Origin of the sequence: Shewanella inventionis, assembly GCF_014641855.1 — a bacterium.
Lineage (GTDB): Bacteria > Pseudomonadota > Gammaproteobacteria > Enterobacterales > Shewanellaceae > Shewanella > Shewanella inventionis.
Genome location: NZ_BMII01000045.1, coordinates 1 through 26,773, shown reverse-complemented (window position 1 = coordinate 26,773; position 26,773 = coordinate 1). Strand labels below are relative to the sequence as shown.

Sequence of the window (26,773 nt, the reverse complement as noted above, 5' to 3'; positions counted from 1 at the left end):
AGCCGATCACTCAATACTATTTTGACCGAAAAGTGATCGGCATCGATGGTATTGAGTGATCGCGATGAATGGTATTAGGTGATCGGCTTAGATGGTATTAGGTGATCGCGATGCATGAGAATATGCAATCGGCGAGTAAATTCTGCAATGTCTTCGTCTTGCCCTTCAATACCGATAACCTGAGCAATATTCCGCATACTAGCTTTTTTGTATTTATCTTGAGGATAAACGCCAAACACTTGCGCAAAGTCCTCAATGTGCACAGCTTGACCATCTGCACGGTCAAAACGCTTAATCACAAACGCACTGTCACCAAATTTGCCAATGCCATTTGGGATATTAGCAATCCGATTAATAGGGAGTAGCTGCGTTTCTGGCACGTCCATTCTCAACATTCGAGCCAGTTCCATCATCGAATATTCATTTTCTGGCACAGCTTCAAATCGAGACGACGGTAATTTTACAATCCAAGAGCCACCTTGACCGGTTGCTGGGATCGTCAAACCGCCATTTGCCTGCTGCACAGCTGAAAACTTCAATTGCACTCCCGCTAATGAAAAACGCATTGGCCCATCTGTTTTCGTTTCATCTTCTATGTCTTGATGCACATTAGGTGGCAAGGCTTCACCATCCGCAGGCTCAACCGTGATCGCGCCTGCCAAATCCTGTCCCAGTACCCACAATAGAAAAAACTCCCGCGCTGGATTAACACCGGCACGTTCTGCCAGGTAATTTCGCATGGTTTCTTCTGGCAAAAGGTTAGAGAAAAACGGAGTTAACTTGGTTTGGGTCGGTTTGAAGTGAGTCAGTAGGCCACCGAGCGAATCTTTAAAGCCAAGTCCTAACACAGGACGCGATTCGTCATGAATGTACGAATCCATAAAGGCAAAAAGCGTTCTGTCATTGCCCACATTGGTGATCGTTGCAATGGGTTCACCGTAAAGCAAAACGTTGAGCGTAGAGACATGGTTAGTCATTGTCGTCTTCCTCTAACTGATATGCGGGCGACATTGGCTCACCCTCGTCGCTGATGCCGTTAACACCTTGGCCACTTCGAATGATCGACTTGATGGCAGGTACAGATTTTTTAGGCGCAACCAATAGCTCTAGGTCTAGTACACGGGCAAGAGCAATCAAACTGGATACTCTTAAATCAACACCGCCAGACTCGATTTTGGATATATGGCTTTGCGGCACGCCCGAACGCGCGCTCAGCTCTCTTTGACTAAACCCCTTTCGTACCCGAGCTTCTCGAAGGCTTTCTAGTATCTGCTCTGTTACATAGCTCATTTCGATACACCTTAATGCATCACTGAAGAAAATTTATATATAAAAACATATCACATCAACCCAAAGAATACAAAGTTGATTAGCTATTGGATATCAAGAGATATGAACTGATACACAATTACATATAAGTAAGGTGAAGATTTTGTCATCGACAAAAGAGCGATACTCTCGCTGATAATCGCGAACTGACGCATCAAACTCCCTAAGTACTTTTGTCGCTCAGACCTTATACAGCAAGGGCTACAGAAGAACTCGCGTCAAATCCCCAGAAGATAAGTGCAACAAAGAGGAAGTTTGTACACAGTTACAGGAAATTTTGTACACACAAGTCGAAAAACAAGTGCAAAATGATGGTGTAAACAGCAACTAAATTTGAAGGTAAGTCTGATATCTCAATTAGAAATAACCGTATTGGTTCGCTTCAAGCATCTTCAAAAACAAACACTAGAGCAAAAATTACACCAACAATAGACTCCCTCATTAAATTTTGTAATTTGGCACAGAAGAAAACATTTACCAAAAAAAGAGACTCTTTTTAACGGTAGTACTTTTTACGTCAAACCCAGTAACGACAAGGCCTACAGCCAGGTTTGTGTCATGGAATTTTCGCCAAAGACCTCTAAAACGGAATTTGTACTCAAGTTTGTACACACTTTCCGAGATTACGCTTGAACATCATTGAAAAGCAAAGAAACGAGAAAAAGACAAAAAACCTTTAAATTCAGTAAGTAGAGATGTGATTGTGGTGTGCAATGAAAGGTAATTTTAAGCGTTGAAAGGCTGGGCGGCATCAGGGTGCGAAATGATGGCGAAGGTACGACGTTTGTCGACCTCAACGTTGTTGCCTGACATGTTAACCTTGCACTAGCCGCTAAAAAAGGCGCAAATTATAGCGCCTATCGATAGAATTGGCTAGGCAAACTGACGTTTAGCCTTTAGTCGATGATTCCGAAGCCTGTTGAATTAAGTTTTTCATCTTGGCTAATTCAATTCGCGCATATCGGTGCTCAACAAAATCATAGATGTTTGTCGCTAATGTTAAACGATAAAAGTTAGCCGCTTGTTGATATTGACCATTAGAAGCCGCTTGTTTTGCAAGATAAAAATACGCTTCACACAAACGTTCGGCATATTCTTTAGGTTGTGTTAACCCCACTTTAGCCGCAGCAAAAACTTGCTCCTGGCTCATCTTACCTAAATAAAAGTCAACTAAAACACTCGCCCAATCGTCAACATTAAGTTGTTGGCGTTGCAATGCTAAATCCGCTAAAGCTTGAGTTTTATCAACGGCTGATGACATTAAATAAAGCCATAACACACGATAACCATCTGTTGGATCTCGCTCATAGAAAGCTTGCATGTCTTCAACAGCTAATTGATATCGCTCACCGTAATACAAAGCAATTCCACGATTAAGATAAGCATAATCGTAACCGGGAGATAACTCTAACACGCCATCAAATGCCTCATAAGCGCTGTCAAATTCGCCTTCTTGGGTGTAATAAATACCTAAAAAATTATAAGCATCTGCTAAATCGGGTTGGAGTTTAATGGCTTGATGAAAATCAATTCTACCGAGTAAGCGTAAACCGACGCTGTCGTAAATCACACCGCGGTCATAATGAAAACGCGCACGTTGTTCGTCTGTCAGCTCCATTGTCGCTAAAATTTCATTTAGCTTCGCTAATGTGACTTCCATTTTATAATCAGGCATCACGGGAGCAACAATCATTTGCCCTGAAGTTTCGTTATTCGAACCTTGCGTTGCAGCGCAACCTGACAACAACATACTTACACCGACAACAACGGCAACAACTGTGGTGCGTAGTTTACATTCCATCCGCTTTACCTTATCAGGTTTCATTAATATTCAATATCATAGCAATCTGGTTATCTAAGAGCTATGGACTTGCACAGATTATTTTAATAAACATAAAAAAAGGAGATCAAATGATCTCCTTTTTTGAGCCGCTAAACTTGTTAACCTAAATTACTCAGCACTTTCTTTTGTCTGAGCTTCTTTGATTGACAATCTTACGCGGCCTTGACGATCCACTTCCATTACTTTAACCGTAACGTCTTGGTTCATCTCAAGGTGATCTGACACGTTTGCAACACGCTCATCACTGATTTGTGAGATGTGTACTAAACCGTCTTTACCAGGAAGAATGTTAACAAACGCACCAAAATCAACGATGCGAATAACCTTACCATTGTAAATACGACCTACTTCTACTTCAGCAGTGATTTCTTCGATACGACGGATTGCTTCTTTAGTCGCTTCACCGTTTGACGATGCGATTTTGACTGTACCGTCATCATCTAGTTCAATCGTAGTGCCGGTTTCTTCAGTAAGCGCACGAATAACCGCGCCACCTTTACCGATTACGTCACGGATTTTTTCAGGATTGATCTTGATGGTAGTAATACGTGGAGCATGGTCAGAAATATCATCACGATGTGAACCAATAGCCTGGTCCATTACATTCAGAATATGAACGCGAGCGCCATAAGCCTGCTGTAATGCGATGTCCATAATTTCTTTAGTGATACCTTCAATCTTGATATCCATCTGCAGAGCAGTAATACCGTCACGAGTACCCGCAACTTTGAAGTCCATATCACCTAGGTGGTCTTCATCACCTAGAATGTCAGAAAGAACAACGAAGTCGTCGCCTTCTTTAACTAGACCCATCGCAATACCAGCAACTGAAGTCTTAATAGGAACACCAGCATCCATAAGCGCTAACGAAGTACCGCACACAGAAGCCATAGAGCTTGAACCGTTAGATTCGGTAATTTCAGAAACCACACGAACGCTATATGGGAACTCTTCAGCTGAAGGCATTACCGCGTTAATACCACGCCAAGCTAGTTTACCATGACCAATTTCACGGCGCTTAGGTGAACCCACCATCCCCGTTTCACCCACAGAGTAAGGAGGGAAGTTATAGTGCAACATAAAGCGATTAGTACGCTCACCCATGATGCTGTCAATCTTTTGCGCATCACGCTCAGTACCTAGTGTACAGGTAACAAGTGCTTGAGTTTCACCACGGGTAAATAGTGCACTACCATGTGTACGAGGAAGAACGCCTGCTAATACATTTAGCGCGCGGATCATGTCTGGCTCACGGCCATCAATACGTGGCTTACCACTGATAATACGACCACGAACCACTTTCTTTTCTAGGCTGCCAAGTAAATTTTCTACTTCACGTAAATCAACATCGGCATTTTCTGCTAATAAAGCAGCTTTAGCGGCTTCTTTAACCACACTAACTTGAGCATAACGGTCTTGTTTAACTTCTATTTGATACGCTTCAGTTAAACCCGCTTCTGCTAAAGTTTTAATTTTAGCAACCAGTTCTTCATCTTGAACTGGCGCAGTCCAATCCCATGTAGGCTTTCCTGCTTCTGCTTTAAACTCGCTAATGGCATTGATTACAACTTGTTGTTGATCGTGACCATAAGTTACAGCGCCTAACATGATTTCTTCAGCAAGTGATTTCGCTTCTGATTCAACCATTAATACTGCACTTTCAGTACCGGCCACCACTAAGTTCAAATCACTCGAAACAAGTTGATCAACATTAGGGTTTAATAAATATTCGCCATTGACATAACCAACGCGAGCCGCACCAAGCGGACCACCGAAAGGAATGCCAGAAATAGCTAACGCAGCAGAAGTACCAATCATCGAAATTATATCTGGCTCGATTTGTGGATCAACAGAAACCACAGTGATGATAACTTGAACTTCGTTTTTAAAACCGTTAGGGAATAAAGGACGAATAGGACGGTCAATTAGGCGGGCAATCAGAGTTTCATCTTCTGATGGACGGCCTTCACGCTTAAAGAAACCACCAGGGATCTTACCGGCAGCATATGTTTTTTCTTGATAGTTAACCGTCAAAGGGAAAAAATCGCGGCTTAAATCCGCTACTTTTTTACCGACAACAGTAACTAATACTGTGGTATCACCCATGCTTGCTAATACTGCGGCATCTGCTTGACGCGCGATAACACCTGTTTCTAAGGTGACTGTATGTTGACCATACTCAAAACTCTTTACAATTGGATTCACGTGACCCATTCCTTAATTTAATGACCTTTAATTGCGCGCACAAGTATACTTCAATTGGGCTGAATAGTTAAATAGACACAAGATGGAGAATGAAAAAAAAGTAAAAAGCGTGCTTTAGCAGATAAATGCACCAGCGCCACAGCATAAACACTTGTACAAATCGCCCTCTAAGCGTTACCCAATATACGTTGACGTTTTAACTCAAAAATACTGGTAGCTAAAGTATAAAAATCGCATATTACTCTATTCACACGCTTGATATTCCACGCTGTTGAGCACTGACATAAGCTGATCAGGAAAAAATACGCCCATCTTTTGATAATATAAAGGCTATGTAGTTCAAGCTTTAGTCGTATTGTTAATGACAACCGTAGTGAATTTGACTAAAGTTAACTAATTTATAACACCTGTTAACGTAATAAATGGGTTAAACGAGACACTGAATCGAACATGTATCATGATATTATGATGCCACGTCATTATTGTGTAATCGATTCAGTCATTAGCCATTAATTGACACATTAATACTCACGTTCACACATAGCAACTCAATTAATAGCTAACGTAGTATACAAAAACAAACACATAGTCACTGACAAGACACGGAAAATGACATGACGGCCAGTTTTAAGTCTTTAACATGGAAGCAAACAAACCTAGTGGTGTTTACCGCTTTGTTTTTCGCTATTGCTATTTTTATTGTCGAAATAGCCATTCAAGTCATTTCAACCAAAAATCTACTCAGTGACGCTCAACAGGAGTTACTTAACTCCGTCGAACAAACCACCACCAATGCGGTTTGGTCGCTCGATGATAAATTAGCAAGCCAAACTCTTGAGGGCATTATTAAAGTCGACAATGTCGGTTCAGCGGTTATTGAGCTCGATGATGGCTCATTATTTGTGACTATTGCTAACCCTGTTGATGCATCTTCAACAGCTTACACAAAATTAAGTCAGCGTTTGTTTGGTGATTTAAGAGAGATTTCCAGACCCTTATATCGACCTTTTTACTTTGAGGGAAATCAGCAACAGCAACTTATTGGTACGCTCACTGTATTTTACGATACCCAAAAACTCACCAATAAATTATTTAATCAACTTAGATTAGGCTTAATTGCCACCTTAGCTCGCGCCTTGCTATTGACACTTGTACTAAGTGTTGTGTTTCACCGTTTTCTCACCCAACCTATCGCCCGCATAAGTGAAGCGATAGATAAAATTGATCCTGATTCGCCTGATGAAAACTTATTGCCAATGTCGCAGGCACACAAAGATGATGAACTGGGACTGGTAACGAGTAAATTTAATCAAATATTATTGCAGTTTAGCCAGACCCAAAACAAATTACGTAAAATGGCAACGCGAGATCCCCTAACAGGCTTACCAAACCGCACCTTATTACTTGAAACACTCAATGTGACAATTCAACGTTCACGCGTACATAAGCGCCATTTTTCATTGTTATTTATCGATTTAGATCGCTTTAAAAACGTCAATGACTCGCTTGGACACGCCTTAGGCGATCAATTTTTAGCTCGTATTGCCAGAATATTAGAGCGCGTTGTTGGTGATAGAGGGAGTGTTGCAAGACTTGGTGGAGATGAATTTGTCATTTTAGCTGATGAAATTCAAACACCTGCGCAGGCTGCTGATTTTGTCGATAAATTACTCATTCAATTAAATGCCCCAGTGCAATTGAACGAACATGCTATTCACCCTGCGGCATCAATTGGTATTTCGATTTACCCGGAAGATGGCGAAACAGCGGAAGATTTAATCCGCCATGCAGACATTGCCATGTACAGTGCTAAAGCAGCAGGCTCAAATCAATGGTCTTTCTTTAAACAACAAATGACCGAACGCGCAGCAGTAAGACTTCGCACAGAAGCCTCCTTGCACGACGCCTTAAAAAACAATCAATTTTTACTGTATTTTCAACCTAAATTTGACTTAAACACTCACAAAGTTGTTGGATGTGAAGCCTTAATAAGATGGCAAAAAGACGGTCGATTAATCAGCCCAATGTCGTTTATCCCGGTAGCTGAAGAAACCGGGATCATTATTCCTATCGGACGCTGGGTAATAGAGCAAAGCTGTAAAGTGCTTCGTGAGTGGCAACGCAAATACAATTACGCGATCCCTATTGCAGTTAACGTTGCATCGCAGCAGTTTGCTGACGCAAGTTTAATACCCGACATCAAGCAACTTGCTATTCGATACCAGATTAACCCTGAATTATTAGAAGTCGAAATAACAGAAACCTCATTAATGAACGATGTTGAGCAAGCCATTGTAAAGCTTGAACAGCTAAAATCTGCGGGCTTTGGAATAGCCGTAGATGATTTTGGCACTGGCTATTCGTCTTTATCTTATCTTCGACACTTACCCATTACCACAATGAAAATTGATCGCGCTTTTGTTAATGACTTACCCAAAGACAGTGCGATTGCATCGACTATTTTAATGCTAGGTCGTCAGCTAGATTTGACCATCGTGGCAGAAGGTATTGAAACAGAAGAACAACTTGAGTGGTTAAAAGATAATCAATGCGAAATCGGTCAGGGGTTTTTCTTCAGCCAACCCTTGCCATTAGATGAGTTTGAACAAAAATACATCATGTCAGAAACTGCAAAAATCGTTCGTATGTAGCACTTCAATAGCCTTTTACCACATAGAATTGAAAAATGGATATCATACCAATTCCAGCAATTATCTGGTCATTCAGCGGGAATTCTGTACCTTCTAGGCAAGTAATAGGATTGTAGGCATAGTTGCTCTACGTCAAAATACTATTAAGCAGCATAGAAGGCACAGAAACCCGCCTTGCAGGAGACGCTCAGACAGTCCATTTCTTTGTTGCATTGCCTTAAAAGGGAATAACCATTCTTTCAACAATGCGCCTCAAACTGAACAGTCTGAGTGACTCTGATTGGTCACATAATTAATGGAAATGGTATCATACTAATCAGCACAAAAATGTGATTATTCTTACTGGTTAAAACCACTTATAACGTCGTTAGAAATGTTGAAGTTAGAACAACTAGCTAGCTGCTATTTCTGCCTTACTAAGCGACTTTTCCTGTGCAATCTCTGAACACTTATTTATCCTGATTGGTATCAGTGCATCACCGTTTTTTCATTGCTGGTATATGACAAATTTTAGACAATAAAAAAGGAGGCATCGGCCTCCTTTTTTACGGTTTAATCATTTACAGTGTAAATGATTTATCGAATTAACGACGTAAACCTAACTTCTTGATCAGAACAGCATAACGCTCTGAGTCAGTACGCTTTAAGTAAGCAGTAAGCTTACGACGAGCGCTAACCATGCGTAATAGACCACGACGTGAGTGGTGATCATGGATGTGCTCTTTAAAGTGATCTTGAAGGTGGTTAATTTGAGCAGTTAACAAAGCTACTTGAACTTCAGTTGAACCGGTATCGTTTTCGCCGCGACCAAACTCAGCTAAAATTTTTGCTTTTGCTTCAGCACTTAGTGACATGTGTTTCTCCAAAAAAGTAAATGTATCTCTAGCCGATCACTAACTCAGCCAGAGCGAGCGCGATATTCTAACGATATTAGAGAATAACCGCAATAAAAAAGCGCATAAACCTGCTCAATTAACGTATTTAAAGGTCATCGCTTTACTGAGCGGTGTCATGCATCACAATAAGGCGTTTGGGCGCTAACAAACCATCATCATTCATGCTGCCAATTCCCACAAACTTACGCTCATCACCAATGGTAATGCGCACTAAACAGTCTGGTTTTAATCCAGGAGCCTGAATAGCCTGCCCTTGCATCACATAATACAACATGGTGTCAGGAAGATTAATCTCGGGGAAATTAGCAACGGCAGTATCCATAGGTAATAACAAAGGATCGAGTAAGGTTTTTGGCGCTATATCTTGTTCTTGAGCCTGGGCTAACAGCGCTTCTAACTCTGCCAAACTGACCATTTTATCATAAGGATAATCTGCAACCTGAGTGCGGCGTAACATAATGACATGAGCACCGCAGCCAAGCATTTCACCTAGATCATCAATGATTGTGCGAATGTAAGTACCTTTAGAACAGTGAATATCTAAGGTTAATTCGTCACCCTCAAGCTTAATAAAATTAAGCTCAAATACCGTTATAGGACGCGATTCACGCGGTACTTCAATCCCTTCACGCGCATATTTATACAAGGGCTGACCTTGGTATTTTAGCGCAGAATACATTGACGGAATTTGTTGAGTGGTTCCACGAAATAACTCAAGTTTTTCATCAAGCAGAGCTTGGGTAAAATTCACTGGACGGGTTTGCACAACCTCACCGTCTGAATCGCTGGTATCGGTACGCTCACCGAGCTTTGCTGTCACGAGGTAACGTTTATCGGCATCTAATAAATGCTGAGAAAACTTGGTCGCCTCGCCTAGGCAAATCGGTAGCATTCCGGTAGCTAATGGGTCTAGCGCACCGGTATGACCAGCTTTATTGGCATTAAAGATGCGCTTAACTTTTTGTAAAGCAAAGTTAGAACTCATGCCAGTGTCTTTGTCGAGTAATACGATCCCGTCAATGAAGCGGCCTTTTGGGCGACGAGCCATTAATCTTGCTCCTTGTCACCGTCAACAGACTCGTCGCTATCTGGCGTTGGGTCATATTGTTGTTGCTTTGCTTTATCTTTATTAATCACTTGCGTCACTAAATTAGACATACGCATGCCTTCGACTAATGAACTGTCATAAACAAAGCGCAGTTCAGGCATTACGCGTAATTTCATACGTCCTGCCACTAATGTGCGAATATAAGGCGCTGCAGCACTCAGTGCATCTACTTTTTGCTGAACAAGTTCGATGTCTTCTTCAAAAAAAGTAACAAACACTTTTGCGTAGCTTAAGTCACGTGAAACGTCTACGTCGTTTACGGTAACAAAACCAATACGAGGATCTTTCATATCACGCTGTAACACCATGGCAAGTTCTTGCTGGAGTTGTTGTGCGATACGACGTGTACGACTAAATTCTTTTGCCATAATGATATGCCATAACGTTGGATATACAATCAAAAAGGGCGGCTAATGCCGCCCTTCCAATGGTGCTTATAAGGTGCGAGCTATTTCGACTGTTTCGAAGACTTCAATTTGGTCTCCTACACGTACGTCATTATAGTTTTTAACGCCGATACCACATTCCATACCGTTACGTACTTCTTGTGCATCGTCTTTAAAGCGACGTAATGATTCAAGTTCACCCTCGAAGATAACCACGTTATCACGAAGTACACGGATTGGTGCACTGCGCTTAACAAGACCTTCAGTAACCATACAACCGGCAATAGCACCCAGTTTAGGCGACTTAAACACATCACGAACTTCAGCAAGACCAATAATTTCTTGTTTGAACTCCGGTGCTAACATACCTGTCATCGCAGCACGAACTTCATCAATTAGATTATAGATGATGCTGTAATAACGTAGGTCAACACTTTCTGCTTCAATGGTCTTACGTGCCTGTGCATCAGCACGTACGTTAAAGCCAACTAAAATAGCATTAGATGCAGCGGCAAGTGTTGCGTCGGTTTCAGTTAATGCACCAACGCCACGAGCAATAATGTTCACTTTAACTTCGTCAGTCGACAGGTTAGTTAATGAATCACAAATTGCCTCTAAAGAACCTTGAACGTCCGCTTTAAGTACGATGTTAAGCTCTTGTACTTCACCTTCTTCCATGTTTGCAAACATGTTTTCTAGCTTAGATTTTTGCTGACGAGCTAATTTAACATCACGGAACTTACCTTGACGGTATAATGCCACTTCACGTGCTTTACGTTCATCACGAACCACGGTAGCTTCATCACCTGCTGAAGGCACACCTGAAAGACCTAAAATCTCTACAGGAATAGACGGACCAGCTTCAGTAATGGCTTTACCGTTTTCGTCTTTCATTGCACGAATTTTGCCGTACTCTAGACCACATAAAACGATATCACCTTGGCGTAAAGTACCTTCTTGAACCAGGATAGTTGCCACAGGGCCACGACCTTTATCAAGTTGCGATTCAATCACCACACCTGCTGCCATGGTATCGCGAACGGCTTTAAGTTCTAAAACTTCAGCTTGAAGCAAAATACCTTCTAATAGCTCATCGATACCTTCACCCGTTTTGGCTGATAGGTGAACGAACATATTATCTCCGCCCCAATCTTCAGACATAACGCCGTGCTGTGAAAGCTCACTTTTAACGCGATCAGGATCCGCTTCTGGCTTATCCATTTTGTTAACAGCGACGATTAATGGCACGTTACCAGCTTTAGCATGTTGAATCGCTTCAATAGTCTGCGGCATCACACCGTCATCAGCGGCCACAACAAGAATAACGATATCGGTTGCCTTAGCACCACGAGCACGCATCGAGGTAAACGCAGCGTGACCTGGAGTGTCAAGGAAGGTAATCATGCCGTTTTCAGTTTCTACATGGTACGCACCAATATGCTGTGTAATACCACCGGCTTCGCCAGCAGCAACTTTTGCACGACGGATATAGTCAAGTAGCGATGTTTTACCGTGGTCAACGTGACCCATGATAGTTACAACTGGTGCACGGGACTCTAACTTAATATTTTCATCACGGTCTTGAAGTACTTGGCGCTCTAATTCGTTTTCACGGATTAACACCACTTTATGACCCATTTCTTCTGCAACCATCTGGGCAGTTTCTTGGTCAAGTACTTGGTTAATCGTTACCATTGAACCCATTTTCATCATTTGCTTGATGATCTCAGTGGCTTTAATTGCCATTAAGTGAGCAAGTTCAGAAACGGTTACAGTTTCGCCAATACGTACATCGCGCGTTACCGCTGCTGCAGGTTTGTTAAAACCATGAGCCATTGATTGAGGTGCTGTGCTGCGGTTACGCATGTGTTTTTCACGGCCGTCACGAGCATCTTTACCACCACGTTTTTTATTGGTGTTTTTGTTGCGCGCACGACGACCACGTTTTTCATCATCAGCATCTGAACTGTCTTCAGCAGCGCGAGCTACTTTGGACGTTGTAATATGGTGATCGCTGTTCTTTTCAGCATCTAAACGTTGACGTTCTTCTTCAGCCCAACGCTTTGAGTTTTCTTCAGCTAATTTACGTGCTTTTTCAGCCGCTTTTGCTGCTTCTTCTTTCTGCTTTTGAGCTAACGCAGCTTCTTGAGCTGCTTTTAAGCGTTCAGCTTCAGCTTTTGCTGCTACTGCTTCAGAATCTGTGGCTTTAGGAGCTTTAGGTTCTGTCTTGGCTTTTTCTGATTTCACTTTGGCTTCTGCTTCCGCTTTTTTCTTGGCTTCTGCCTCAGCTTTTGCTTTCGCTTCTGCTGCTGCTTTAGCTTCTGCTTCGGCCTTTGCTTTAGCTTCCGCTTCAGCTTTGGCTTTTTCTTTCGCTTCTAATTCAGCCTGTTTAGCTAAATCAGTATCATCTCGTTTAACAAAAGTACGTTTTTTGCGTACTTCTACTTTAACGTCTTTAGATTGTCCGCCTGTGCTGGCAACACTTAATGTTGACACAGTTTTACGCTGAAGCGTCATTTTAGTTGGAGCAGTATCTGCACCATGCTGTTTTTTTAGAAATTCTAAAAGTTGCTGTTTTTCTTGCTCAGAAACAGTATCTTTTAGCTGTTTCTTAATGCCAGCATCAGAGAATTGTTCGATTAAACGCTCAACCGATTTTCCCACTTCTGCTGCTAATTTTTCTACACTTGTATCTGCCATCAATTAAATCCCCCTGTTGATCGACTTATGCTTCTTCGCCAAACCAACAGATGTTGCGGGCAGCCATAATAAGCTCACCTGCTTTTTCTTCTGTTAATTCTTCAATATCAATTAAATCGTCAATACCTTGCTCGGCCAAGTCTTCTAAAGTCACTACGCCTTTGCTCGCAAGAACATAAGCTAAATGTCTTTCTAATCCTTCCAATGCTAATAAATCATCACTTGGCTCTGCACCATCTAACGCTTCTTCAGTAGCTAGTGCTCTTGTAGAGATAGCAGCTTTTGCACGTTCACGTAATGCCGCAACGATTCCTTCGTCAAAGCCTTCTATTGCAAGTAATTCAGATTCTGGCACATAAGCGATTTCTTCTAGTGAAGTAAAGCCTTCGTCAGCCAGTACCGTTGCAAAATCTTTATCTACATCCAGTGCAGAAACAAACAATTCGATCACTTTAGCACTCTCGGCCTGGTGCTTCTTGTTCATGTCTTCTACTGTCATTACGTTCAGTTCCCAACCGGTTAGTTGAGTCGCTAAACGCACGTTTTGGCCATTACGACCAATAGCCTGTGCTAAGCTGTCTGCTTCAACAGCAATGTCCATAGAGTGGTTATCTTCGTCCACAATAATAGACGCAACATCGGCAGGCGCCATGGCGTTGATCACATATTGAGCAGGATTATCATCCCACATCACGATATCAACACGCTCACCACCTAATTCATTAGATACCGCTTGAACACGTGCACCACGCATACCAACACACGCACCAATTGGGTCAATACGACGATCATTTGACTTCACGGCTATTTTAGCGCGAGCACCTGGATCACGAGCGGCACCCATAACCTCAATCATTTCGTCGTAAATTTCTGGTACTTCAACACGGAACAGCTCAACTAACATATCAGGCTTGCTGCGTGTTAAAAATAATTGCGCGCCACGCGCTTCTGGACGAACTGCGTACAACAATGCACGAACTCGATCGCCTGGGCGGAATGATTCACGGCTAATTAAATCTTCTTTAAATAACACGCCATCCGCGTTGTTACCTAAGTCAACCACTACGCTTTCGCGAGTGCTTTTCTTAACAACACCAGTAACAATTTCGCCTTCGCGTTCAATAAACTGTTCTACTACTTGTGCACGCTCAGCTTCACGCACTTTTTGTACGATAACTTGCTTTGCAGTTTGTGTAGTAATGCGATCGAATGCAACTGAGTCGATTTGATCTTCTACGTACTCACCAGGCTGAATGTCTGGTTGCTCAAAACGAGCGGCTTCTAGGGTAATTTCACTGTAAGGGTTCTCTAATGCTTCACCCTTATCGTCAATCACCATCCAGCGGCGGAACGTATCGTAGTGACCGGTTTTACGGTCAATTGCAACACGAACTTCGATATCGCCTTCGTATTTTTTCTTGGTTGCTGTCGCTAAAGCAATTTCTAGCGCTTCAAAAATTTTCTCGCGCGGAACGCCTTTCTCATTGGAAACCGCTTCTGCGACTAGCAGGATCTCTTTATTCATTTGGTCTTGCCTCGTTCTTCACCTGAAACTATCAAAACTTAGCGATAATGTTGCCTTTGCGGATGTTATCCAAAGCAACAATCAAGTCTTTACCATCAACTTTGATGGTGAGCATTTGCCCATCAACACTAGTGATGACGCCTTTTAAATTACGACTACCCGCAACTGGCATAGTCAACTGTATTTTCGCATCTTCACCGATGTAAGCAGCATACTGCGCAGCTGTAAATAACGGTCTATCTACTCCAGGAGAAGATACTTCTAATGTGTATTCTGTAGAAATCGGGTCTTCAACATCCATAACTGCGCTAACTTGTCGACTGGCTTCTGCACAATCTTCAATGTTGATGCCATTCTCGTGATCAATAAACACACGAAGAATTGAATGACGACCAGCTTGAACATATTCAATGCCCCAAAGTTGAAAACCTGAAGCTTCAACCGGAACCTTTAACATTTCAACTAGCTTGGATTCTATTGTTGCCAAAAATGACCCCCAAAAAAAACAAAAAAAGGGCTAAAAGCCCCAGAGCAACCCGTTAAAAATCACGGATATTTAAAAGTCCATATAACAAAAAACCCCGTAATCACGAGGTCATTTTATTATAGAACCTGTAAATTGTTATTGAGTTTTATATTAAAACTCAATAACAAGGAGCTGGTTGCGGGGGCCGGACTTGAACCGACGACCTTCGGGTTATGAGCCCGACGAGCTACCAACTGCTCCACCCCGCGTCAACTGCATGCAAGTATATTGATTTACGTCATATCTTGCAATAACTAATCAAACACAATCCCTAGTTTGTTAGTTATAATTTGGTGCCGAGAGCGGGACTTGAACCCGCACGTCCGTTAGGACACAGCCACCTCAAGGCTGCGCGTCTACCAATTCCACCACCTCGGCGTCACCTGGTTTACTAGTCAGGAATTTTCGTTTCTGACTGTTCGGTTTGCACAGGCGCTTCATCAATGATTTGCTCTGCTGCAGTACCTAAATCTTCCCATTGATCGTTTTGCTGTGTGTGATTGGCACTTAAATTACCAATCACTAAACTTAATGCGAAAAAACCTATCGCTAACACAGCTGTAGAACGGGTTAAAAAATTGCCTGATCCACTTGAGCCAAATAAGGTGCCTGAGGCACCGGCTCCGAAAGATGCGCCCATGTCGGCACCCTTTCCTTGTTGAATTAAAATCAATCCAACCAAACCAATTGCAACTATCAAATAAACAACTATAAGAACTTCGTACATATTATTACGCGCTCATCGCTATGGTACATAAACTTAAAAACTCAGTAGAGTTCAAACTTGCACCGCCAATCAAACCACCATCAACATCAGGTTGGGCAAATATATCAGCCGCATTGTTTGGGGTAACACTACCACCGTAAAGAATTCTAATATTTTCTCCAATAAATGGAGACACTTCAGAGAGGCGATTGCGAATAAACGCGTGAACTTCTTGAGCCTGCTCTGGTGTAGCGCTTTTACCTGTCCCTACTGCCCATAATGGTTCGTAGGCGATAATTGCGTTATCAAACGCCATAGTACCGTTTTTTTCTATGACTATGTCAAGCTCTTCGGCTATCACTTCAAAAGTGCGTCTTGCTTCTCGAGCTGGACCTGATTCACCAACACACAATATTGGTGTTAAGCCATGTTTTTGTGCTGCAGCAAATTTTTCTGCCACAATATTACTCGTCTCTCCGTACATACGGCGACGTTCGGAATGGCCGATAATAACATATCGACATCCTGAATCTTTTAGCATCTGCCCAGATATTTCACCTGTATAGGCACCAAAGTCATGCTGACTAAGATTTTGTGCGCCCATTCTTACAAGTGCACCATCTAAAGTCTGCTTATTGGCTTCAAGCAGTTGCCTAACGCTTTCAAGATAAATTGAAGGCGGGCATAAAACCACTTCAGCGGAATCATTTTGGAGCTTTGAGGCAAACTTCTTAAATAGTTCTTCTGCTAATGCAGAATTACCATTCATCTTCCAGTTGCCAGCTACCATAGGACGTCTGAGTGCCATCACGGTCTCCTTTGAAAGCGGCGAGAATAATAGCGAACCACTTATCAAGTTACAATAGCTAAAAGGGGAATATTTCAGTTTAATTGTCGAAGCGCTTACTTTTTAAGCGCGATTCGACATTGCTGTATATTCAAATAATTAACATGCTGCTTTTACCGCCTCAGCAATGCTATTTGCGTGTGCAAGTACTTGTGAATGATCATCTCCCTCGACCATCACTCTGATTAACGGTTCGGTGCCCGATTTACGTAGCAGCACCCGACCGCGAGCTCCCAATTGAGCTTCAACCTCTTTTTGTGCCAATTTTACCACGTCGAAATCAAGTGGATTATTTGTACCTTCAAAGCGAACATTAACGAGAACTTGAGGCAACATTTTCATTGGTTCGGTCAGTTGCTCTAACATTAACCCTTGTCTTCTCATTGCTGCAAGCACCAAAATACCGGCAATAATGCCGTCACCTGTTGTGCCATGATCAAGATTTAAAATGTGACCCGAATTTTCACCCCCGATACGCCAGTCATGCTGTTTAAGCATTTCCATAACGTAACGGTCGCCAACATTTGAGCGAACAAATGGAATATCAAGTGCTTGCAAAGCTAAGTCTAACCCTAGGTTAGACATTAGGGTACCCACTACGCCGCCTTTTAAAATACCACGTTTTTGGGCATCTACGGCTAAAATATAAAGTATTTGATCGCCATCGATAACTTCGCCGCGACTATTTACCATCATAATGCGATCGCCATCACCATCGAGGGCAATACCTAAGTCAGCTTTCTCGGCTAAAACGGTTTCACAAATTTTAGCCATTGAGGTCGCCCCCACTTTATCGTTGATATTTAACCCGTTTGGTTTATCTCCAATGGCAATAACATCTGCACCTAATTCTCGAAATACATTAGGGGCAATATGGTAAGTTGCGCCATGGGCACAATCGACGACAATTTTTAACCCTTCGAGCGTATGCTCAGCAGGGAAATTACCTTTACAGTATTCAATATAACGTCCTGCTGCGTCATCAATACGACGAGCTTTACCTAATAAATGTGACTCAACACACACAAGCGGTTTTTCAAGCTCAGCTTCAATTTCAAGCTCAATGGCGTCATCAAGCTTGCTTCCATTTGTTGAAAAAAACTTAATCCCGTTATCGTAATAAGGATTATGTGACGCGCTAATCACTACGCCGGCTTCTGCTCGAAAAGTTCTTGTTAAGTATGCAACGGCAGGTGTTGGCATAGGGCCGAGTAACAACACATTAAGCCCTGCTGCTGACAATCCGGCTTCAAGTGCTGATTCAAATAGATACCCTGAAATACGCGTATCTTTACCAATAATCACCTTTTGAGTGCCATTTCGTGACAACACACGCCCTGCAGCCCAACCTAATTTTAACGCCAGCTCAGGGGTCATTTTTCCGTCACCCACTTTACCGCGAATGCCGTCTGTTCCAAAAAATTGTCTTTGCTTCACAGGTCCCCACTTAAGTGATCCACTTGGTGATAACTAATATGATGATATCAGATGCTTAATGACGTCGAATTCAATAAGCTATTTTATAACTGCGCCATGGTTGCAGACATTACTTTCAGTACATCTACCGTTTCTGTAACATCGTGTACTCGAATAATCTGCGCGCCTTGTTGAGCTGCAATCAAAGCTGCTGCAAGGCTTCCGGCGAGCCTTTGTTCTGTGTCTCGGCCCAGTAAATTACCGATCATGCTTTTACGTGACATACCAACCAATAAAGGCAAATGAAATTCATGCAGTTTTGGCAACATGGCCAATAGGCGGTAATTATGCGCTAAAGTTTTACCAAAGCCAAAACCTGGATCTAAAATTAACCGTTCACGTTCAATGCCGGCAGCTTCACAGTAAGCAATGCGCAACTCGAAAAAAGCTGTAACGTCGTCGACAACATCTTCATAAATGGGTGCGTTTTGCATTGTTTGAGGGTCGCCTTGCATATGCATTAAACAAATGGGTACATCTAGTGATGCGGCCATGGCTAATGCTCCTGGAGCTTGCAATGCGCGTACATCATTTATCATGTTTGCGCCGGCATTCACTGCAGCTTCCATCACTTCTGGCTTGCTTGTATCAATCGATATCCACACATCGTGTGTTTTGGCGGTATATTCTATAATTGGGATAACACGTTCAAGCTCCTCGGCAACAGTAACTTCAGCTGCACCGGGTCTTGTCGACTCACCGCCAACATCAATAATTAAAGCTCCCTGTGAGACCATATTATCTACATGCTGGCATGCCCGTTCAAAACAAGTAAAGGCGCCACCGTCGGAAAATGAATCTGGGGTGACATTCACTATCCCCATAACAACTGGAGCGGCTAAATCAAGAGTTTTATTGGCATGAGTTAATTGGAACACGAGTTATTTCCTACATAAGATTAAAACAAGAAAACCCCTTTCGGGGTTTTCTGTATTCACTAGATTATTTATTTAGCAGGTGATTCATCTGCTTCATTAATATCTGGTTTCGGTGCTTCTTCTGGTTTTTCTTCTTCAACTTTAGGCGCGTTATTTCCGCCGCCCTTATCATCAGTCGAATCATCTACTTGCCAGTCAGCTGGTTGACGTACTTCACGGCGATTCATTAAATCATCGATTTGCAAAGAATCAATCGTTTCATACTTCATTAGGGCATCTTTCATCGCATGTAAAATATCCATATTTTCTGTCAACATGGTTTGAGCACGTTGATAGTTTTTATCGATAAACATTTTGATTTCAGAGTCAATTAATGCGGCCGTGTCACCCGACAGGGCTTTTGACTTACCCATGCTGCGTCCTAAGAAAACTTCGTTTTCTTCTTCAGCATACAATAGTGGCCCTAACTTGTCAGAGAAGCCCCACTGAGTCACCATATTACGGGCAATCGATGTTGCGTATTTAATGTCTTGCGATGCACCAGTAGACACTTTATCACTGCCATAAATAAGCTCTTCAGCTAAACGTCCACCATAAGCCACAGAAATTTGCGACTCTAGCTTGCGGCGGCTTTGGCTAATGGCGTCTGCTTCAGGTAAGAAGAACGTCACCCCTAACGCGCGGCCACGAGGAATAATCGTCACCTTGTGAACAGGATCATGCTCAGGTACTAAACAGCCTACAATTGCATGTCCTGCTTCATGGTAAGCCGTCATTTCTTTTTCAGCCTCAGACATCACCATCGAGCGACGTTCTGCACCCATCATGATTTTGTCTTTAGCACGCTCAAACTCTTCCATACCCACTACACGGCGATTACCACGTGCAGCAAATAGTGCGGCTTCGTTAACTAGGTTGGCTAAATCAGCACCAGAAAATCCAGGTGTACCACGGGCAATAACACTGGCTTTAACATCATCTGACAATGGCACTTTACGCATGTGCACTTTTAAAATCTGTTCACGACCACGTACATCAGGTAAGCCAACAACCACTTGGCGGTCAAAACGACCTGGACGAAGTAATGCAGAGTCCAATACATCAGGACGGTTAGTCGCTGCAATAACGATAATACCTTCGTTACCTTCAAAGCCATCCATTTCAACCAACATCTGGTTTAATGTCTGCTCACGTTCATCATGACCACCACCAACACCGGCACCACGTTGGCGACCTACAGCGTCAATTTCGTCGATAAAAATAATACAAGGCGCTGATTTTTTAGCTTGTTCAAACATGTCACGTACACGAGATGCACCAACACCGACAAACATTTCAACGAAATCAGAACCAGAAATAGTAAAGAAAGGCACTTTTGACTCACCAGCAATCGCTTTAGCAAGCAACGTTTTACCCGTACCTGGTGGCCCAACCATTAATACACCTGTTGGAATACGGCCGCCTAATTTTTGGAACTTAGTAGGGTCACGTAAATAATCAACTAGTTCTTTTACTTCTTCTTTTGCTTCGTCACAACCAGCAACATCGGCAAAAGTGGTTTTGATTTGATCTTCGCTCATCAATTTGGCTTTACTCTTACCAAACGACATAGCGCCCTTACCGCCACCGCCTTGCATTTGACGCATGAAGAAAATCCATACACCAATCAGCAGCAACATTGGGAACCACGATATAAAGATTTGGGTCAGGAAGCTTGATTCTTCAGCTTCTTGGCCTTTCATGGTGATACCTTTACGGTCAAGATCGTTAATTAAATCTTGATCATACATAGGCATAATTGTGGTGAACTTTTCGCCGGTACGTTTAGTCCCTTCAATCGTCCTTTGGTCGCTTTTTATTTCAACCGTGTTGATTTGACCATTTCGAACATTGTCCAAAAAGGCTGAATAATCCATCTTCTGCGAATTCGAAGAAGAGGGGGAATAACCCTGAAACACTGACATCAGCACAACAGCGATGACAACCCAGAGTATTAAATTTTTTGCCATGTCACTCAAATTACTAGACCTCTTGACAGTCCTGCGATTATTAACGTTAGACTACTACAACTTGTAACCAGTCGCCACTAGATAGACTTCTCGAGAGCGCGCTCTAGAGGAGTCTGGTTTTCGGGTTTTCACTACTTTGAATGCCTCTTTAACTGTTTTCATGTACTCGTCAAAGCCCTCCCCCTGAAAGACCTTAACAGCAAAACAGCCATTAGGCGCCAACACCTGGTGACACATATCTAGTGCTAACTCCACTAAATACATGGCTCTTGGTTGGTCAACAGCATCCGAACCACTCATGTTCGGTGCCATATCTGATAGTACCACATCCACTTTATCTTGCCCTACTCGGTCAAGCAATGCTTGTAATACTTTGTCTTCTCTAAAATCACCTTGCAGAAAATCAACTCCCACAATAGGATCCATAGGTAAAATATCGCACGCGATAACTTTACCTTTATCTCCTGCTAATTTAACCGCAACTTGTGACCAACCGCCAGGGGCAGCCCCCAAGTCAACAACCGTCATGCCAGTTTTAATTAAATTATCTTTTTGTTGGATCTCTTCTAACTTAAATGCAGCACGTGAGCGTAACCCCCGTTTTTGCGCTAATTTCACATAGTGATCATCAAAATGCTCTTGCATCCAACGAGTCGAGCTCGCCGTACGTTTTTTGGTTACCATTTAAATTCCGCAACGATTCAGAGTTACATAAGCCTTATATAAGGGTAGAATACTCGTTTTTCAACAGTAACTCAGCAAAAGTTGGTACAAATGAACTTAACAACCAAACAAAAACAGCATTTAAAAGGTCTGGCGCACAGTCTAAAGCCAGTGGTGCTGCTTGGTGGCAACGGACTGACTGAAGGTGTTCTGGCTGAAATTGATAGCGCTCTTACACATCATGAATTGATTAAAGTGAAAGTAGCCTCTGCGGACAGAGAGCTAAAAAATGCCATCGTTGACGCCATTATACGTGAAACCCAGTCTGCGAAAGTGCAACTTATCGGTCATGTATTAGTTCTCTTCCGTCATTCGCCAGAAATGAAGATTGCCTTACCTAAAGCCAAAAAATAGTAAAACATTCATCATCAAAAAGCCGCTGATTTTAGCGGCTTTTTTATGAAAAATAATTAATCGACTGTTTTTATGGCGTATCAGGTAAAGGCGCTATCACATAATGTTCAGCCTTTAACCCCAAAAACTCAGGTAAAGTAGCACCAACCGATACCGACGACCAAGTGCCGGTTAAAATTCCGATAAACATCGCTATTGAAAACCCCTCTAAAGGAGTGCCGCCCATCATCCACAAGGCCACAACTGTGAGTAAAGTTGTTCCCGATGTCACCATGGTACGAGAAAAAGTAGACTTTACCGCTAAATTATTAATATCGGTAATATTCCATTGTGGTTTGGCAATGAGTTGCTCGCGTACTCTATCAGCAATAATAATGGAGTCATTAAGCGAATAGCCTAATATGGCTAAAATTGCGGCAAGTACTGTTAAATTAAACTCCATTTGGCTCAATGCAAAAAAGGCCAGCACAAACACCACATCATGGACTAATGCAAATAGTGCCCCAGATGCAAGACGCCATTCAAATCGATAACTTAGATATCCCATGATACACAGCATAGCAACCAATAAAGCGAGTCCGCCTTGCTCAACAAGCTCTTGCCCCACTTGCGGCCCAACAATACTACTATTAAGCACGGTAATATCACTGTTTAATGGTGCTAATACTGTTTGTAAGTGTGGACGCTGATTTTCATCAGCAATATTGGCATAGCGCAGCACCCAACGACCAGGTTCACTGGCAGATATCACACTGACCTCCTGTTGGTAGGCTGCAGTCATTAATGGTTGAATTTCACTGGCGCTAATACGTTTATCTATTTGAATTTCGGTGACGACTCCGCCGGTAAAATCTAACCCCCAGTTAAATCCTTTTACGCCTATAACGGTTAATGATAGCAACATCAATACTATTGATATCAAGCTTGATGCATAACGCCATTTGGTTAAATAACCTAACCCCTGTGAAGAATCGTTCATTGTCTTTGAATTCATTGTGTTACACCTTAATAGCGCGACGAGTGTCACGGCCATACACTAAATTAATGATTGCACGAGAGGCAAAAATGCCAGTAAACATACTGGTTAATAACCCTAACCCAAGCGTTAATGCAAAACCTTGAATAGGCCCATTACCAATTGAAAACAACACTACCGCAGTAATCATTGTGGTGAAGTTAGCATCTATAATGGTTGAAAAAGCGCTGTCAAAACCCACATCAATCGCACTGGCAAAACTGCGCCCCTCCGCTAACTTATCTTTAATACGTTCAAAAATAAGCACGTTAGTATCAACAGCCATACCGACAGTAAGTACTAACCCAGCTATGCCTGGCAAAGTCAGTACAGCGCCAGGAATAAGTGCCAGTAAACCAAATAACATCACCATATTGGCAACCAATGCAACGTTTGCAACCCAGCCTAAACGGCGATACCAACATGCCATAAATAACAAGGTTACTGCCATGCCAAGTGCTAAAGCGGCAAATCCGTTAGCTATATTTTCAGCGCCTAAACTTGGCCCAATGGTTCGCTCTTCTACAATGGTTACGGGAGCTGTCATAGAACCGGCTCTTAGCAACAAAGCGAGTTGTTGCGCCTCTTGATGCGAACCCGCCCCCGTAATCTCAAATTTGCTGCCCAGTTGGCTTTGAATCGTCGCAACACTGATAATTTTAGTGACTTGCTGAGCTTGGCCTTTATCATTTCGGCTGTATTCGCTGTATGCGGTTGCCATGGGTTTGCCAATATTGTCACGAGAAAACTCAGACATTAATTTACCGCCAGTGGCATCTAAACTAATGTTGACTTTTGACATGCCAAAATCACCCACTGCAGCTCTGGCATCGACAATGTGTTCACCACTTAGCACTGGTCTTCTTGACACATATACAGGTTTGTTCAATTCATCTTTTAGCACTAAAGCATTTACCGATCCGGTTTCGGCCACTGGGTAAAAAGCCAGACTAGCTGTTGCACCAATGACATTTTTAGCCGTGGCAGGATCTTGCACCCCGGGGAGCTCAATACGGATTCGGTTTTCACCTTGACGCTGAACTAATGCTTCTGTGATCCCCAACTCTTCTATTCTGCTGCGCATAATTTGTAAGTTTTGTTGAACCGTTAAATTAGTTAGCTTTAATTGCTCATCGTCACTTAGTACCACGCTAAGAGTGTCCTGTTGCCCACTCACCTGCCATAAAGGATATTGTTGAGATAAAAATTGTCTAATTTGCCCTTTATGGGCTTGTTGAGATGTTTCAATATGGACTTCTGCACCAATGCCTTGTCGAACACGAACACCGTTTATGTGTTCTTCGCGAACAAATTGTTTTACCGAATCACTGACCATTACGGCTTGATTTTGAAAGACTAACCCTAGATCCACATCAAGCAAAAATTGAACACCACCGCGTAAATCTAGGCCAAGTTTAATCGGTGCAAAGCCCATGTCTAGCAACCAATTTGGCGCGGCAGGGTATAAAGCTAATGTCACCTGGGCTGTGTCAGAAAATGATTTAGACAGAATATTTTTCGCTAAATTTTGCTGTTCAGCTTGCGCGAAAACAACCAGAACATTTTGTTGCTGTTGTTCAATGCGCTTACTTTTTATTCCTGCATTATTTAATACTTGATAGACCTGTTCAGATGACAATGTATTCGGTTTTTTAGTGATTAATTGCACCGCGGCATCTTCACCATACCAAGATGGCAAGGCACTGAAAAAAAGGATTACCAAGGTGACAATAAGCACCCAATACTTCCAAAGCGAATATTGATTAAGAGATTTATTTAATGGTTTATTACTGATTATTGATGTCATAACACTTGCTCTCACTACATCATGACGCTCTCGTCATGATAGAAATATATAGCGAGCGATTAAAATGCGTATTGCCGTTTTTCGCCCACAATAAATATCATTAGCCTAGCTAATGAAACGTGTAGTCAAAGAAATGCTTTTAGCAGGTATGAGCGTGCACGAAGAGTAAGTTTGATTCTTTCCAAGCGGAAATACGTGAAGGACCTGAAGTTGCTGATAATACCCAGTCTAACTGTGGGCTGAAATTAATTTGATAGCCAATTTCCAAGCTTGGAACCGGCGGTGAAACAAACTCATAGGCTAATAGATAATTCGGGTTAACTTCTTCAGGTTGATGCTGAGCAAGGTTAATATAACGCGCAGAATATGTCGGTACATAATGGATGTCATTTGAAGTAGGTTGCGGATTAATATCTGTATTATCACTGTCAACGCCAACATAACCTAATAATGTTGTTTTTATATCTATTAAGCCAGGATTTCTCACAACATTATTTGCAGTGGTATCAACGCCAAAACTATCAAGATTATTAACCTGATTAGCTTTAGTGGGTAAATCGCAATTAGCCAAATTCTGTGAGGGTGTTACCACACAATCACTCAATAAAACGGAATTAATTTGCGGCATACTGAGTTGAGCCGTCGACATGATTAAGACACGACCATTGATAAGGAAGAGTGACCCCAACCCTACAATAAGTAACATCATTAATATACGAGCCCAAGGAAACGTCATTTATACCTTTATGCATTAGCCTAGATGTGCATTTTCATTAAACTACCTATTGTTTTAAGTTGATAAAACAATGGGGATGTAACGATAATGTAACGAAACCCGATAGTAGCGATACCATAGTTAATACGCAAATGAATTCTTATACATGTAACAACAAAAAACACTTACTGTCAGCAGTAAGTGTTTTTATTCGATGGCAGGTTATTATCAGCGCAGTAATTTGTCTAAACGACAAACAACTAATCAACCTAGATATATTTAACAGATATGATTTCGTAGTCAGTTAAACCACCTGGGGTGGTAATTGACACTTCATCACCTTCACTTTTACCAATTAAGCCGCGGGCAATAGGTGAGTTAACTGAAATAAGATTTTGTTTAATATCTGCTTCATCATCACCCACAATGCGATATGTCATTTCAACATCAGTATCAATATTTAAAATCGTTACTGTTGTACCAAAAATCACTCGGCCAGTATTTTCCATCGTTTTAACGTCGATGATTTGTGCATTTGAAAGCTTGCCTTCAATGTCACGAATACGGGCTTCACAAATGCCTTGCTCTTCACGGGCGGCATGATATTCAGCATTTTCTTTTAAATCACCTAATTCACGTGCTGATGCAATGGCTTCAGTAATTTTTGGACGGCGATCAAATTTTAAGATCTCTAATTCTTTACGTAGTTGATCAGCACCAACTACTGTCATTGGAACCTTACTCATAATGTCTTTGTCTCCTTTAAAAACAAAAGCATCCCGTGTTAGCTAATGCCAACACAGTGAAAAATCTATTGGAAATACGCAATCGAGTTTGGCTGCGTCTTTGGGATGCATCTCTTCGATGATTGCAGACAGCTTACCTAAGCTTTTAACGACTTGCTAGTGATCCATCATCAAAATGTCATAAAAAAGGTCGCCAATTGGCTAACACCGATCAGTTAAGAAACTGATCGGTTGACAGCAAAAATGATCCTACGAAAATGACTCCTTCTTTTGAACGGAGTTATTTTTTATGCTGTCTAACTGGCTTATTGATACTGAACTACTTGCT

The 26,773-nt window shown here is 42.1% G+C and carries 22 protein-coding genes and 2 tRNA genes; 2 read left to right on the top strand and 22 right to left on the bottom strand.

What is annotated here, in order from left to right; translation table 11 throughout:
* Positions 1–74: 74 nt before the first annotated feature.
* From IEW93_RS19570 to pnp, 4 genes are all read right to left on the bottom strand, one after another.
* Positions 75–977 carry a type II toxin-antitoxin system HipA family toxin gene (locus IEW93_RS19570; RefSeq protein WP_428847856.1) on the bottom strand — a complete coding sequence of 301 codons (903 nt, stop codon included), beginning with the start codon at positions 975–977 and terminating at the stop codon, positions 75–77.
* The gene (locus IEW93_RS19565; protein WP_188740916.1) at positions 970–1,290 is read right to left on the bottom strand and encodes a helix-turn-helix domain-containing protein; all 321 of its coding nucleotides are present in this window, start codon (positions 1,288–1,290) and stop codon (positions 970–972) included. Before IEW93_RS19565 ends, IEW93_RS19570 begins: the two co-directional genes overlap by 8 nt.
* 928 nt (positions 1,291–2,218) lie before the next feature.
* Entirely contained in the window at positions 2,219–3,130 is a 912-nt protein-coding gene (nlpI, locus tag IEW93_RS19560) for a lipoprotein NlpI (protein ID WP_188740915.1), read from the bottom strand.
* Between the two features lie 150 nt (positions 3,131–3,280).
* Positions 3,281–5,377, bottom strand: coding sequence for a polyribonucleotide nucleotidyltransferase (gene pnp / locus IEW93_RS19555; RefSeq protein WP_188740914.1), 2,097 nt, complete (start codon positions 5,375–5,377; stop codon positions 3,281–3,283).
* 614 nt (positions 5,378–5,991) lie between these two features.
* Between pnp and IEW93_RS19550 the strand changes: the two genes are divergently transcribed.
* Positions 5,992–8,028, top strand: coding sequence for a putative bifunctional diguanylate cyclase/phosphodiesterase (locus IEW93_RS19550; RefSeq protein ID WP_188740913.1), 2,037 nt, complete (start codon positions 5,992–5,994; stop codon positions 8,026–8,028).
* Positions 8,029–8,612: 584 nt separating this feature from the next.
* Here IEW93_RS19550 and rpsO read toward each other — a convergent pair.
* The 14 genes from rpsO to rlmE form a co-directional block, all read right to left on the bottom strand.
* Positions 8,613–8,882, bottom strand: a complete 270-nt coding sequence (rpsO, locus tag IEW93_RS19545) for a 30S ribosomal protein S15 (protein WP_188740912.1) — start codon at positions 8,880–8,882, stop codon at positions 8,613–8,615.
* A 142-nt stretch (positions 8,883–9,024) separates the two neighbouring features.
* Entirely contained in the window at positions 9,025–9,972 is a 948-nt protein-coding gene (gene truB / locus IEW93_RS19540) for a tRNA pseudouridine(55) synthase TruB (protein ID WP_188740911.1), read from the bottom strand.
* Complete coding sequence (gene rbfA, locus IEW93_RS19535; protein WP_188740910.1) at positions 9,972–10,400, bottom strand: 30S ribosome-binding factor RbfA; 429 nt, start codon at positions 10,398–10,400, stop codon at positions 9,972–9,974. The genes truB and rbfA overlap by 1 nt, the downstream gene beginning before the upstream one ends.
* 66 nt (positions 10,401–10,466) lie before the next feature.
* Entirely contained in the window at positions 10,467–13,118 is a 2,652-nt protein-coding gene (infB, locus tag IEW93_RS19530) for a translation initiation factor IF-2 (RefSeq protein ID WP_188740909.1), read from the bottom strand.
* 25 nt (positions 13,119–13,143) lie between these two features.
* Positions 13,144–14,643, bottom strand: a complete 1,500-nt coding sequence (nusA, locus tag IEW93_RS19525) for a transcription termination factor NusA (protein WP_188740908.1) — start codon at positions 14,641–14,643, stop codon at positions 13,144–13,146.
* Positions 14,644–14,674: 31 nt separating this feature from the next.
* A complete protein-coding gene (rimP, locus tag IEW93_RS19520; protein ID WP_188740907.1) occupies positions 14,675–15,130 on the bottom strand; it encodes a ribosome maturation factor RimP in 456 nt (151 codons plus the stop codon).
* A gap of 172 nt (positions 15,131–15,302) precedes the next feature.
* Positions 15,303–15,378: transfer RNA gene (locus IEW93_RS19515), tRNA-Met, on the bottom strand.
* 82 nt (positions 15,379–15,460) lie between these two features.
* A tRNA-Leu gene (locus tag IEW93_RS19510) sits at positions 15,461–15,547 on the bottom strand.
* Between the two features lie 13 nt (positions 15,548–15,560).
* On the bottom strand, positions 15,561–15,896 hold the full coding sequence (gene secG / locus IEW93_RS19505) for a preprotein translocase subunit SecG (protein WP_188740906.1): 336 nt from the start codon (positions 15,894–15,896) through the stop codon (positions 15,561–15,563).
* A 4-nt stretch (positions 15,897–15,900) separates the two neighbouring features.
* On the bottom strand, positions 15,901–16,683 hold the full coding sequence (gene tpiA / locus IEW93_RS19500) for a triose-phosphate isomerase (protein WP_188740905.1): 783 nt from the start codon (positions 16,681–16,683) through the stop codon (positions 15,901–15,903).
* Positions 16,684–16,821: 138 nt separating this feature from the next.
* On the bottom strand, positions 16,822–18,159 hold the full coding sequence (gene glmM, locus IEW93_RS19495) for a phosphoglucosamine mutase (protein WP_188740904.1): 1,338 nt from the start codon (positions 18,157–18,159) through the stop codon (positions 16,822–16,824).
* An 83-nt stretch (positions 18,160–18,242) separates the two neighbouring features.
* On the bottom strand, positions 18,243–19,022 hold the full coding sequence (gene folP, locus IEW93_RS19490) for a dihydropteroate synthase (protein ID WP_283104466.1): 780 nt from the start codon (positions 19,020–19,022) through the stop codon (positions 18,243–18,245).
* 122 nt (positions 19,023–19,144) lie between these two features.
* A complete protein-coding gene (ftsH, locus tag IEW93_RS19485; RefSeq protein ID WP_188740902.1) occupies positions 19,145–21,094 on the bottom strand; it encodes an ATP-dependent zinc metalloprotease FtsH in 1,950 nt (649 codons plus the stop codon).
* 45 nt (positions 21,095–21,139) lie between these two features.
* Positions 21,140–21,769 carry a 23S rRNA (uridine(2552)-2'-O)-methyltransferase RlmE gene (gene rlmE, locus IEW93_RS19480; protein ID WP_188740901.1) on the bottom strand — a complete coding sequence of 210 codons (630 nt, stop codon included), beginning with the start codon at positions 21,767–21,769 and terminating at the stop codon, positions 21,140–21,142.
* Between the two features lie 90 nt (positions 21,770–21,859).
* On the opposite strand from rlmE, the gene yhbY reads away from it, so the two are divergent.
* Positions 21,860–22,162 (top strand): ribosome assembly RNA-binding protein YhbY, encoded by a 303-nt coding sequence (yhbY, locus tag IEW93_RS19475; RefSeq protein ID WP_188740900.1) that lies wholly within the window; start codon positions 21,860–21,862, stop codon positions 22,160–22,162.
* A gap of 70 nt (positions 22,163–22,232) precedes the next feature.
* On the opposite strand, the gene secF is transcribed toward yhbY, so the two are convergent.
* The 4 genes from secF to greA all read right to left on the bottom strand — a co-directional run bounded on the left by secF (position 22,233) and on the right by greA (position 26,445).
* Entirely contained in the window at positions 22,233–23,156 is a 924-nt protein-coding gene (gene secF / locus IEW93_RS19470) for a protein translocase subunit SecF (protein WP_223419480.1), read from the bottom strand.
* A gap of 4 nt (positions 23,157–23,160) precedes the next feature.
* Positions 23,161–24,972 (bottom strand): protein translocase subunit SecD, encoded by a 1,812-nt coding sequence (secD, locus tag IEW93_RS19465; RefSeq protein WP_188740917.1) that lies wholly within the window; start codon positions 24,970–24,972, stop codon positions 23,161–23,163.
* 151 nt (positions 24,973–25,123) lie between these two features.
* A complete protein-coding gene (locus IEW93_RS19460; RefSeq protein WP_188740899.1) occupies positions 25,124–25,693 on the bottom strand; it encodes a hypothetical protein in 570 nt (189 codons plus the stop codon).
* A 275-nt stretch (positions 25,694–25,968) separates the two neighbouring features.
* A complete protein-coding gene (greA, locus tag IEW93_RS19455) occupies positions 25,969–26,445 on the bottom strand; it encodes a transcription elongation factor GreA (protein ID WP_188740898.1) in 477 nt (158 codons plus the stop codon).
* Positions 26,446–26,773: the final 328 nt, after the last annotated feature.